12 protein-coding genes are annotated in these 12,761 nt (G+C 32.1%); 6 read left to right on the top strand and 6 right to left on the bottom strand.

Annotated features, from left to right (window positions below; genetic code table 11):
- Positions 1 to 51 precede the first annotated feature (51 nt).
- The 6 genes from FHK87_RS07205 (at position 52) to FHK87_RS07180 (ending at position 5,035) form a co-directional block, all read left to right on the top strand.
- Complete coding sequence (locus FHK87_RS07205; RefSeq protein ID WP_140592009.1) at positions 52 to 423, top strand: BlaI/MecI/CopY family transcriptional regulator; 372 nt, start codon at positions 52 to 54, stop codon at positions 421 to 423.
- On the top strand, positions 420 to 2,321 hold the full coding sequence (locus FHK87_RS07200) for a M56 family metallopeptidase (protein WP_140592008.1): 1,902 nt from the start codon (positions 420 to 422) through the stop codon (positions 2,319 to 2,321). Before FHK87_RS07205 ends, FHK87_RS07200 begins: the two co-directional genes overlap by 4 nt.
- Before the next feature lie 124 nt (positions 2,322 to 2,445).
- A complete protein-coding gene (locus FHK87_RS07195) occupies positions 2,446 to 3,546 on the top strand; it encodes a DUF4407 domain-containing protein (RefSeq protein WP_140592007.1) in 1,101 nt (366 codons plus the stop codon).
- Positions 3,547 to 3,751: 205 nt separating this feature from the next.
- Complete coding sequence (locus tag FHK87_RS07190; protein ID WP_140592006.1) at positions 3,752 to 4,183, top strand: hypothetical protein; 432 nt, start codon at positions 3,752 to 3,754, stop codon at positions 4,181 to 4,183.
- A 116-nt stretch (positions 4,184 to 4,299) separates the two neighbouring features.
- Positions 4,300 to 4,491: a hypothetical protein gene (locus tag FHK87_RS07185; protein ID WP_140592005.1), complete on the top strand. Its 192-nt coding sequence runs from the start codon at positions 4,300 to 4,302 to the stop codon at positions 4,489 to 4,491.
- A gap of 82 nt (positions 4,492 to 4,573) precedes the next feature.
- Positions 4,574 to 5,035, top strand: a complete 462-nt coding sequence (locus FHK87_RS07180; RefSeq protein ID WP_140592004.1) for a BLUF domain-containing protein — start codon at positions 4,574 to 4,576, stop codon at positions 5,033 to 5,035.
- 20 nt (positions 5,036 to 5,055) lie between these two features.
- On the opposite strand, the gene FHK87_RS07175 is transcribed toward FHK87_RS07180, so the two are convergent.
- From FHK87_RS07175 to FHK87_RS07150, 6 genes are all read right to left on the bottom strand, one after another.
- Positions 5,056 to 5,511, bottom strand: coding sequence for a response regulator (locus FHK87_RS07175; RefSeq protein ID WP_140592003.1), 456 nt, complete (start codon positions 5,509 to 5,511; stop codon positions 5,056 to 5,058).
- The gene (locus FHK87_RS07170; RefSeq protein WP_226294131.1) at positions 5,480 to 9,502 is read right to left on the bottom strand and encodes a chemotaxis protein CheB; all 4,023 of its coding nucleotides are present in this window, start codon (positions 9,500 to 9,502) and stop codon (positions 5,480 to 5,482) included. Before FHK87_RS07170 ends, FHK87_RS07175 begins: the two co-directional genes overlap by 32 nt.
- A gap of 313 nt (positions 9,503 to 9,815) precedes the next feature.
- On the bottom strand, positions 9,816 to 10,421 hold the full coding sequence (locus tag FHK87_RS07165) for a DUF1287 domain-containing protein (protein ID WP_140592001.1): 606 nt from the start codon (positions 10,419 to 10,421) through the stop codon (positions 9,816 to 9,818).
- 3 nt (positions 10,422 to 10,424) lie between these two features.
- Positions 10,425 to 11,294, bottom strand: a complete 870-nt coding sequence (locus FHK87_RS07160) for a DUF4349 domain-containing protein (RefSeq protein ID WP_140592000.1) — start codon at positions 11,292 to 11,294, stop codon at positions 10,425 to 10,427.
- 136 nt (positions 11,295 to 11,430) lie between these two features.
- Entirely contained in the window at positions 11,431 to 12,180 is a 750-nt protein-coding gene (locus tag FHK87_RS07155) for a DUF6882 domain-containing protein (RefSeq protein WP_226294130.1), read from the bottom strand.
- 76 nt (positions 12,181 to 12,256) lie between these two features.
- On the bottom strand, positions 12,257 to 12,745 hold the full coding sequence (locus FHK87_RS07150) for a hypothetical protein (RefSeq protein WP_140591999.1): 489 nt from the start codon (positions 12,743 to 12,745) through the stop codon (positions 12,257 to 12,259).
- Positions 12,746 to 12,761: the final 16 nt, after the last annotated feature.

Raw genomic sequence — 12,761 nt, 5'->3', positions numbered from 1 at the left:
ATATTAATTTTTATTCTACATTTGTAGAGTTAATTCTAATTATGTAGAGCAATGCAATTACCTAAAGCAGAAGAACAGCTTATGAAATACCTTTGGAAACTTGAAAAAGCATTTATGAAAGATTTGCTAGATGCTTTTCCTGAACCAAAACCAGCAACTACCACTGTTGCGACATTGCTTAAGAGAATGAAAGATAAAGGATTTGTAGACTATACGCTTTATGGAAAATCAAGAGAATATTATCCTTTGATCAAAAAAACAGATTATTTTTCTAATCATGTAAATAGTCTAATCAAGAATTTTTTTAACGACTCAGCGTCGCAATTTGCCTCGTTTTTTACTTCTGAAACCGATATGTCTGCTTCAGAATTAGAAGAACTCAAACAAATAGTAGATCAAGAACTTAAAAAGAAACAAAAATGATCCTGTATGTTATAAAATCTACACTTTGCATGCTACTTTTATGGGGATTCTATGTGCTACTTTTAGAAAAAGAAAATATGCATTATACCAAAAGGTTTTATTTACTTTTTAGTATTGCTTTCTCACTAATTATTCCCCTAATTACATTTACATATACAACAGCAGAGATTCAAGAATTACCAGAGGCATTGCCAGAAACTGTTGCCCCGGTAACTAGTTCTTATATAGCGCCAGTACCCGAAGTAAATGAACCTTTTCTTACTCAAGAATATATCACAGCATTTTTATGGAGTATTTATGGAATAGGAGTATTGATTTTTGGATGTAGATTTGTCCTAAACCTTAAAAGAATAGTCATAAAAATCAGGAATAACGAGCGCTTAAAAAAACCTTCTCATACGAATGTTTTATTAGGCGAGTCTATCGTTCCACATACTTTTTTGCACTATATCTTTTTGTCAAAAAATGAATATCAAAAGAATACGATTCCCAAAGAAGTCTTGCTTCATGAAAAAACACATGCGATACAAAAACATACATTAGACATATTGTTTATAGAAATTTTGCATGTGATCTTTTGGTTTAATCCTTTATTTCTACTCTTTAAAAAATCAATTAAGCTTAATCACGAATTTCTGGCAGATCAAACCATAATAAAACGAGAGTTTTCTCTTCAAACATATATGCAATTACTCGTTGACTATGCAAACAACCCTAATCAAGTTGAGTTATCGAGCCCTATTAATTATTCATTAACCAAAAAACGAATTGTAATGATGTCAAAACAATTTTCAAAAAAGAGAGCAGTAGCAAGATGGCTATTGCTCTTGCCCATGCTATTGAGTTGTATGCTAGTGTTTAATAATGAAATAGTAGCACAACCAAAAAAGACGAATATTTCAGAAAACACTGTTGCTCCTACTCATCCTGATAAAGAAATTAGGATTCGGGTAAAAGGTGAACAAATTACAGTAAACGGAAAAGCGACTCCACTATCTGATTTTGCTGATAAAATTGATCAGGAAACCGAGCAATGGAAAGATGATGAACTTACAGAATTTCATTTTGATGTTCAGATTGTTAACTCAGATGATGGTTTTATGAAAAACCTCAATGATGCATATCGAAAAACACGTTTGTATAAAGCAAATCCTGATGGGCATGATCTTGTCCCACCTACACCACCAAGACCTGATTTACCTGAAATAGCAAAAATAAGATCGAGTACTCCTTTACCAAGAAAAAACAAACAAAGCAAAGGACCCGTATTACCAACCAAACCTCCATTGCCACCAACGCCCCCTTCGTATCAATCTGAAGAAAATGATACAGAAGATGAAGATATAGAGAGCAACCAATATGAAGAAATTGAAGAATATCAAGAGCTAGTAGAAGAGCAAGAGATGGCACTTGCAGATGCGTCTTATGATATTCAAATGGCAAAAGAAGAGGCTAATAGAACAAGAGAGCGAGTAATGCGAGAGGCAGAACTGTCAAGACGAAAAGCAGAAGAATTGGCTAGAGTACAAGAAAGAATAGCAAGAGAACAGGTCAATAGAACCAGAGCGCAAATGATGAGACAGGCAGAACTGTCTAGACGACAAGCAGAGGAGTTAGCAAGAGTAAATGAAAGAATGGCAAGAGAAGAGGCTAATAGAACAAGAGAACGAATCATGAGAGAAGCAGAACTGTCGAGACGAGAAGCTGTAGAAGAATCTAGAAGAGCAAGAGAAGAAAGTAGAAAAACGCTTGAAGAATCCAGAAAACAAGCTGAGAAGGCTCGAAAACAAGCCGAAAAAGCTAGGAAAGAGGTTTATAAAGAAGTGAGAAAAGTGAGAGAAGAAGCGAAAAAAGAAATTGAAAAAATTCGAAGAGAAGCAAGAAAACAGAAGAATTAAAAACAAATAATTGTTTTATACATCGCAGTGTAGTAATTTCTTACTCCCTTTATGGGAGTTTTTTTGTACAACATTTTTCTGTAAATCAGCGTTATAAGTTTGTCATTAATCAAAAACCCTAGATATGTTAAAACGTTTTTTTATTCTGTGCTCAGGTGCAGATGCCAATATTTTGGCAGAGTGTTCTCATGGAGAACAAAATAAGTATGTCGGTATTGGAGCTACTGTATTTTTTACCGCCTTAATGGCATTTATAGCTTCTAGTTATGCCTTGTATACAGTATTTGATAATTATTTTGCCGCTGCCTTTTTTGGTTTTATTTGGGGACTACTCATTTTTAATCTGGATCGCTTTATTGTTTCTACCATTAGAAAAAAAGATAATTTTACCGACGAACTACTGCAAGTAACACCAAGAATTATTCTAGCCATTATCATTGCCATTGTGATTTCTAAACCTTTAGAATTAAAAATCTTTGAAAAAGAAATAGATCGTGTATTATTAGAACAAAAAAATGACTTCACATTAGCAAATAAAGAGCAAATAGCAACACAATATACTCCTGTTGTTTCCTCAATAGATCAAGAGATCAATAGCCTTAAACAAGAAATAACAGACAAAGAAACAGAGGTAAATACGCTTTATGAAACTTATATTGCAGAGGCAGAGGGAAGAAAAGGAACAGAGATTGTAGGTAAAGGTCCGGTATACAAAGAAAAAAGAGATAAGCATGATGCTGCATTGACCGCATTGGCAGCGCTCAAAAAAGGGAACGCTCAAAAAATCGCAGATTTAGAAGCAAAAAAAGCACAATTAGCCACAGAATATGATGATCAAGTGATAAACTCTCAGCCTGTTATTGATAATTTTGATGGTCTGATGGCTAGAGTAAATGCTTTAAACGAACTACCTTGGTTACCATCATTCTTTATCTTCCTATTATTTTTGGCTATAGAAACCTCTCCTATTTTTGCAAAACTACTTTCACCAAAAGGAGAATATGATTTTAAAATACAAGATATAGAAGATGAAGTAAAAACATGGGTGATGCAAAAAGAAGCGCAACGCAGTGTAGTATTGAATACAGATCATACTATTAATGATAAAGTATATCAAGATCTAACAGAAGAAGAAGAACTATACGAGTATAAAAAGAAAATTGCTCGTGAAATGATGAAAAAACAACAAGACGCTTTTTATAAACGTCAAACAGGAATTTTATAATAGGATTGAATATGAGATAATATTGAAAAGTGTTTTTAAGTTTAATCTAAAGAGATTCATATTTTTTTACATGAATAGTTGTTTCTAAATAAATAGGGGATAGAAATAAAGAATGAAAAAGGTTTTTACTCTTATAGGAGCATGTTTTATATTTTATTTTTTTGTGTTGAATGATATATTTTTTATCGTTAAACCTCAGAAGTACATGGCAGAAAAAGAACTGCAAGAAATGGGAATCGATCCAAAAAAATATCATAAAACCAAAGCAGAAATTGTATTTGTAAATGAGATATATGGATCAAGAACACAACCTAATAAAGTATTGTTTGGTGTTGAGTATCAATATAAGAAAGCATTAAGCTGTAAGGCTTATAATGTAATTATAATACCGTATTTGACCATTATAGGAACAACAAAAAAGGAAGGAGATGTTATTGATATCATCTATGATACCACAAAATCGTGTAATGATAGAATAAATGCAATATATCTGCCTACAAAAGAAGATATAAGAGAGATAAAAATTATAAAGTCGATTAAGTCAGTTGTACTTATGATATTTATACTCTTTGTATGTATAGGTACTCTTAAAAAACGAGTAAAAAGAAAAGATAAAACGATAACCTATTATGAATAGGACTTTTGAGTTTAATGCATTTATTTTTAAAAGCTATTAAAAAGTATGTATAGTTTTTGCATTGCTGCTTATGCCTATAATTGTTGTCCTTGGTTTGTGGTTAAGTAATTATTAGAGTGACTGCACGATCTAGAGCCGTTTGGGGTACAAAAAGTAGTGGTTTTACAGATGGATTTGCATTCAACGGGGTTGCGTTAATGTTGCCTCTGCTCGTAACACCACTGGATGAATATACCATAAAAGCTGCTGCAGATTTTGCAGACGAAGATATAGCCAATGGTAGTTCTGTAGCATCAACATCGCACTAATGTTTTTTATCTGTAATAGCTTGTCGTTTTTATGAAAATTTTATAATTTGTTGTTACGTTTTAATCAGAATCACGCAAACAAATGTCAAAACTTTCTTGTGCCATTTATATCAGCAAAGAAAACATCTCTTTTACCAACGAAAGTATTATCGATTTGGTCGATATTGCTAGAAAAGCCAATCAAATTCATCAAATTACAGGATTTATTTACTATAGACAACAGTATTTCTTACAGTATATAGAAGGCCATCCTGATGAGGTAAAACAGTTGCTCAAACAATTAGAAAAAGATTCCAGGCATACTATTATTAACTACTTTATCGATGATCAACTTGAACAAAGAAGATTTGTAGAATGGCGTATGGGAAGGTTAGATAACGACAAACTTATTCAAATCAAATTTGAAGATGTAATCTTGGATTATCTCTACTGGATTAAAAAATATACAAAAGCGAACCATTCTACCAATGATTTTAAAAATACCTGGAGTATGGTAGATAAGCTGGCCAGTTTTAGAAATAAAGGCATCACAATAGATAGTTGATTGTTGATTTCGTCTATATATTATTCTACACAGTACTCTGCATATTTGGGCTCACTAATATAATAATTGTAAATGCTTAACAGTGTTTCTTTTTGTAATGGCTTTTCGATAAAGTCGTAAATCAAATTATCATTTTCAAATGCTTTTATTTTGTCTTTTTCCCAATTAGAAGTGGTCAAAAAAGCAATCAGGATATCTGATTTTTGGTTCTCATTTAGTTTTTCATATTCATGCAAAAACTCAAAGCCATCCATTTTGGGCATGTTGATATCCAAAAATATCAGGTTGGGCCTTGGATACTTATTTTTTGAAGAGGATTTAAAATTGCCTCTTTTTTTCAGATAGTCCAGTGCTTCGAGTCCATTATGAACTTCGTGTACTTGATTTGCAACCCCACAAACTTCTATTAATTTCCTATTATAAAAATTTGTAGAAATACTATCATCAACTAGCAGTATACAGTTTATCTTTTTCATCTTTTTTATGGGATTCTATTTTTGGTATTGAAAAGTAAAAAACAGCCCCTTTTTCTAAAGAGGATTGCAACCATATTTTACCTTTGTGATTATCTATGATCCGTTTGCAATTAGCCAATCCGATTCCTGTTCCTTCATATTCGTCTTGACTGTGTAATCTCTTAAAAACTTCAAAAATCTTTGCATGGTATTTGGCATTAATACCGATTCCGTTGTCTTTTACATAAAACTGAAGATGATCGCTTTTTTCTTCACAACCAATTTCTATTCTAGGATTCACTTCTTTTTTACGATATTTTATACTGTTAGAAATAAGATTTTGGAACAGTTGTCTGATCTGAATCTTATCACAAAAAATTGAAGGTAGTACATCAATGGTTATTGTTGCATAATTATCTTCGATGGGCTTTTGTAAATCCTGTACAATCTCTTTGAGTATTTCATTCAGCCTTACAGTTTCAAATTTTAGGGATTTGTTGTCTAATTGCGAATATTGTAACAAGTCATTTGTCAATACGATCATTCTGGCAGATGCTTTTTCTATAAAATCGAGATACTGAATGGCAGTTGCGTCAAAATTTTCGTGGTATTCGTCTTTAAAGAGTTTCGTAAAACTTGATATGGTTCTTAGCGGTTCTTTGAGGTCATGGCTGGCAAGATAGGCAAAACGTTCTAGTTCTACATTAAGGTCTTTCATTCTGTTTTCTGCCTCTTTTTTGTAATTAATATCTGCTAAAGTACCCACAATTTTAATTTTGCATCCGGTTGTTTTTTGTGCCTTGGCATTTACCCTAAACCATTTGTAACCATTTCTTTTTGTTTTAATTCGTATTTCGTCTTCAAAATCAGTAAGTTCATTAATATGCTTCTCGACATCGTTTTTAAAATGACTAATTTGATCTTCGTGAATGAGGTTTAAAAATGAAGTAAACTCATGTTTAAGATCTCTAGAAGAATATCCTAATAGTTTGTAAAACTCATCTGACCACCATGCTTTATCTAGAGAAAAATCGCTCCATTCCCAAATGGCAGCACGATTTCCTTTAATCGCTAATTGTAATCTTGATTCACTTATTCTAAGCATATCTTCAAGATCTTTTGTTTGGCTGATATCTTGTGATACTCCTAATATCGATACAACTTCTCCTTTTGTATTACGTTCATTTACTTTGTCGGTAGACAAAATCCAAATTGGTTTTTTTGTGTCTTTATGTATTAGGCGATATTCTAGAGATAGTACTTCGCCATCTTTAAGATATTTCATCTTTTGATGATGTTCACCAATACGCTCAATGTCTTCTGGATGAATTAAAATGTCTAATAAGCTTGATTTTAATCCTTTGATTTCTTCTTCTGTATATCCTGCTATTTTTGCAACATTGTCACTGGCATAAACATTTCTTTTTTCGATAAGGTCGTATATATAGATAATACCGGGATTGGTGTCTATAACTCGCGATAGAAATGTATTGAGCTTTGCTGTTTCTTGCAAGGCGGCTTTGGTATCATCTATATTGATAAAATTGATAACGACTCCCTTGATCACATGTTCTTGATTCAAATAAGGAAAAATTTGCATTAAAAACCAGACTCCTTCTGTATTTTGTACTTCTTGTTTATAAGATTGCAGTGTGTCGATAACTCTGGCAGAAAGCTTCATCAAATCCTGGCCACCTAAAGTACCCGAAAAATGACTGATAGGTCTGCCAATGTCCTCTACTCTAAGCTGAAAATGCTGTCGTATAGCCGGAGTAAATTTTCTAATATTAAAGGTTCTGTCCAGAAATACAGTTCCTATGTTTACATTCTTAATTAGATTTTCTATATCAGAATTAGATTCTAGAAGTTGAATATTTTTTTGTTGTAATTCTGTATTAACGGTATGTAATTCTTCGTTTAGAGATTGTAATTCTTCATTAGTACTTTGTAACTCTTCATTAGATGCAATAAGCTCTTCATTAGTAGCTTGCATTTCTTCATTAGTCGTTTCTAACTCTTCTATGGTAGATTGTAGATTCTCTCTTGTTTCGTTTAGCGCTTCTTTTAGTTCTTCTACTCTTGAGTTTTGATCAAATTCTGAAGAATATAATGGATCTTGCGTGTGCGTAACCTCTATGCTTTCCTGAACTTGAAATAAAACAATATATACGGTACTACTCTCTGCTAGATCATTGCCTAACTTAATTTCTTTTACCGTTAGTTTAATCTCTTTTAATATGTTTTCTATAAGCCACTTAACATTACGGGTCGCCTTTTTTTCTTCACCATTGTTAAGTTTTCTGATCAAAGTAGTTATTGGTATAGACAATTCATCCGGTAACATTTTTATCAGATTATTGGTAAACCCTTCTTCTGGGATAGCGATAAAATCCTTAAGTTTTCCTGATGCCTGAATGATTTCAAAATGCTCGTCAATACATGCAAATACCAAGTCTAATTCTTCTATCAACATGCTGTTGATCGCCTTAATTGCAGTTTGAAAAGTTTTATCTTTTTTTCGGTTTATCCTTATAGAGGAATCTTTTTTTCTGCGTACCCTTACCACCTCATTATTATGATCTGGTAATAATCTATTGACTTTTATATTTTTATATATTTTCCACTTAGAGCTGATTTCTTCTAAGTTTTCTTCTAAAAAAGAAACACTTTCTGAGCTTCCTAAAAATAAGTACCCATATTGATTAAGAGAAAAATGAATACTATTAAGCGCTTTGAGTTGTATATCATTTTCCATATAGATGAGCATGTTTCTACAAGAAACCAAATCTATTTTGCCAAAGGGTGGATTTTGCAATATATCATGTTTTGAGAATATAATTTTGTGCCTTATGACAGCATTAATTTGATACCCTTTTTCTTTTTCTATAAAATATTTGTCTAAGAAAGATTTGGGCATTTCTGCAATTATATTTTTTTTGTAGAATCCTTTTGACGCAAAATGTATTGCTTCGTCATTAATATCTGTAGCAAATATTTTGTAATCTACCTCTTTTTGAGTTTTAGATAAATATTCTTCGATCAGTATGGCTAGAGAGTAAGGTTCTTCTCCTGTAGAGCAAGCAACTACCCATACTTTTATAGATTCTCCGCTTTTATGTTTGGCATCTACAATTTGTGGAATAACTTTTTCTCTTAATTCATCAAAAGCTTTTTGATCTCTGAAAAATTTAGTGACTCCGATTAAGAATTCTTTGGCTAATAAAAATTTTTCGTCCGGATCTTCTTTAAGGTAATTAATATAGGCTGTAAACGTTCTTTGTTTACAAATATTCATTCTCTTGATTGTCCTTCGAAATAGTGTTGGTTTTTTGTAATGAAGAAAATTAAGTTCTGTAGCGTCATGTATGATTTGCAGAATATTTTTTAAGGCTTGTGTGTCTTTGGGGTCACCTTGTAAAGCATTAATATTTAATTGATCATGTTTTATAAAGTGAATCAGTTCTTTTGGGATTTCTTCAACAGGAAGAATAAAATCGGCTAACCCTTGCGATATTACACTATTTGGCATCCCATCAAATTTTGCATCATCAGGGCTTTGAACAAAAACGGCTCCTCCCATTTCTTTTATTGATTTGGCTCCTTTTGTACCATCTGATCCAGTACCGGATAGGATACAACAAATAGACTTTTCTTTTTTTTCTAATGATAAAGATTTAAAAAAGGTATCAACAGAAAAGTTGACTTGATGTAAAGGTGCTCTTTGGGTCAGTTGTAAACATTTATCGTGTATTACTATGTTTTTGTCACCGGGGATTAAATATACATGATTTGGTTGTATCTTTTCGTTTTGGATCGCTTCTTTTACAACCATATCTGTATGCCTGGATAATAATTCAGGCATCAAACTTTTATAATCTGGTGATAAATGTTGGATCACTACAAATGCAAATCCTGTATTCGACGGGCAATGTTCAAAAAAAGTTTCTAATGCTCTAAGCCCCCCGGCTGAGCTACCAATAGCAATAATAGGAAAATGAAAGTTAACCTTCATCGAGGCTAGTTCAGTTTTTTTTGTAATAGTCATTTTGCAACTAAATAACGTTGATACTTAAATTTATAATGGGGGCAAATAGCTATAATTCTGACTGAACTAAGTTTACTTTTAATATGTTTTATACTTAAATGTACTAAGTTTTTTTGTATAAACGAAAAATAATTACAACAAGTTAATTATTATAAGTTGTGCTTAAAAAGGTAAAAGCTTATGTTAAAATGCTTTAGCTTTAACAAATAGGAGAAGACATTAAAAGGCATAAAAAAATTGTGGAGACACAATTTTTTTATGCTTGGCATATTTAGATTTTTTATTTAAAAAACCTGTAATGACCAATAATTTTGAAGTTAAAAAGACAATCTTCAAGAACTTGCCCTCCACCAATATTATGTACAATTAAATTGCGTTTATTGTCTTTTGATTTTTTATTTACGACAACTCCAATATGAGTGATTGCGCCTCCAAGATTCCAACACACAATATCTCCCGGGATATAATCACTTGCTTTTTGACTAATAGGTTTTTCTGCTCCTTGTCTCTTAAAATACGTCATCAAATTAGGCACCCTTCTATGATCTATATTTCGATCAGTAGTTTTTAACCCCCATATCTTTGGATAGATGCTGAAGTTTGATTTCATATCCAAATGCACTTCTTTTTGTAAGTCGATCCCTATTTGCCGGTATGCTCGTATAACTACATCTGTACATACACCTTTATCCTCAGGAACATCTCCGTTAGGATAACCTATAGAAAAATAGCTCGGATCATACGATACTTTTTGTTTGGTAAGTGCCAAAGCAGCCTCAGAAAGATCTGCTGCTTTATTTGATAATTGAGCAAAACTTATATTGATAGATATCAGAGATATAAAAAATATCCAAATTGTATTTTTTAAGATGTTGGTTCTAGCCATATTTTATTCCTTTCTGCTTATAATTTGTTCTAATATTTTGAATTTGTCTACTGCGAGTAAAAAGATATATCCAAATAAGGTTACAAATAACAAAATCGTTATGATACCGAGATACATTTTTATCGTCCATTCTAGAGCTACTTTTACTCTCTGCATGGTTCCGATTTTGATTTCTTTTCCTTCTAGGAGGGAGAATTGAACAGTACAGAATTCATTTTCATCATCAAAATCTCCCAAGCTTACTCCTAATCCTTGTAATTGTTGTTCGATTTCTAGAATTCTATTCTCTAGATCCATATACTCTTCTATTTTACCGCCTTTTGATTTTAGTTCAATTAAAGAGTTACGTATTTTTTCCAGAGATTGCTTTTTTGCATTGAGTTCTTTGTATTCGTTTGTTTTATCTTTTTTGGTAATCTGTTTGGCTTGTATGTTACCAATTTGAGTTAGCTTTTGATATAAATTGTCGAAATTTTCTGGAGGAACCCCTATCACCAGATTTAGCCTTCTATATCCTTTGTTTCCACTTTTTTGTTCGAATTGTATTAAAGCATCAAATTCTTCAATGGTTTTTCTAGCCAGTTTTTCTTCATCTTCAAATGTTGAAGATTTTGTTTTTATTTCTGCAATTTTCTCGTATTTCTGATCTACTCTTATGGTAGACTGTGCACCTGTATTTGATTTAACTTCATATTTTTTTGAAGCATAATTTTTTCTAGGACTTGAAATGGTTTCAAAAAATTGAGCCTGACTCGAGGTGTTGTCAGGGGTTTTAGTATATCCATAGATAAACCTAAATACAAATAGAGCAATAAATAGCGCTACCAGCCATAATATCAGTTTTTTGAATCTTTTTTTGAATGTAGGTTTCATCTCTTTTATTGTTTTTGATTTTTATATGATAAAACTAAATATTGAAAATGTTTTTTTAAATAGTAAATGAGGGAACGAGCCTTCTTAATGAGTGTGGCGTTATATTCGCAACTATATAGTGGTTAAAATAGACTAGCTATAAAGTTCCATTTAGGTTTTTTAGTCTGTCTAATGTGTCGAAGTCTGCGGTTATCGTTTTTGCATTTTTAAGTCCTTCGATTTTGGATGCTTCAACTTTGATTTGAAAACCTCTATCAAGCAGATAATTTTTGAAAGCAGATTTATGATTAATATCCATTGTTGTTATAAATTCAGGAAAACTTGTCATGACTCTTTCAATATTATCCATATTGATTTTTGGGATACTTTTATCATCAATAATTACGACCAAAGTTCCTTGCCCATAATTGGCACAATAGTAGCTATTGGCGTTGAATACCCCACAGGCAATCATACCTATTTTATGTTCAAAATTGGGGTCAACAGAATAATGTGCCTCTATAAGTTCTTTGATCTGTTTTTCTTCTCCTAACTTTTTGAGGGCATTAGATTTTTGTAAGAGATGCTCTGGGATTCCACTTTTGGTATTTGCCCAACCCCACATCCAAGAGTTATCGTTGAAAGAGAGAGAACCTATAATTTGTACTGAAAACGAGAGGTTTTCTCCAAAAGAGATTGATCCTGTACCCATATCAAACTGCCAGGGTTCAGAACCGATTACTTCACTAAAATTTATTTGTTTTTCAAAAGAAAGTCCGGCATGTTGTTCAAATAATTCTTCAAATGATTTCCAATCATCTTTGGTAGTAATGTCAAATCCTTGAGGATTTGCTGATGTATTTTGCTTTTTGTCTCCGTTTGAGAAGATTTTTTTGAATATGCTCATAGTATTTTTGCTTTATGGCGTTTAGTATTTACGTTATGTTTTATTACGGGGTAAAGGAGTAGAATATAAAATTGATTTAATGCATACAACCTACATAAACCATTGCATCTTTGATATAGGCATCTTTATAAAATTGTTTTGCCTTTTTAAGGGGATCTATTAGATTTTTACGATCTCCACTAGCTATCATGACCACATAAAAACCATCTTTGAACTCGTTATAGAAATCAGTATACTCAATACTTATATATGCTCCGCTATCAAATCTTCCTCTACCAATATATGGCCAGTTTGTTTCTTCATCATACATCTCATCGGTCACTAATCCTTCTTTTTCATCAAAATAGTATCCTCGTAAATCTATTTTAAGGTCTAGTTTTGTGTTGGCTTCTTTTGCAACCTGTAGAGCATTATGATACTCCTTGCTTGCATATATAATTAAAAAAGATTCTTTTACAGATGATTCTTTTATGTAGTCTTCGACACTACTATTACTGTCTTGCGCATTTGTATGATATGTAAAACATGTTAAAATACAAATCAATCCAACTAGTATATCTTTCATTTTACTGTAGCTTTAT

The sequence above is a fragment of the Aquimarina algicola genome (genome assembly GCF_006443095.1).
Lineage (GTDB): Bacteria > Bacteroidota > Bacteroidia > Flavobacteriales > Flavobacteriaceae > Aquimarina > Aquimarina algicola.
Note: the sequence above shows the minus strand (reverse complement) of the source record. Positions and strands in the feature narration are given on the sequence as shown.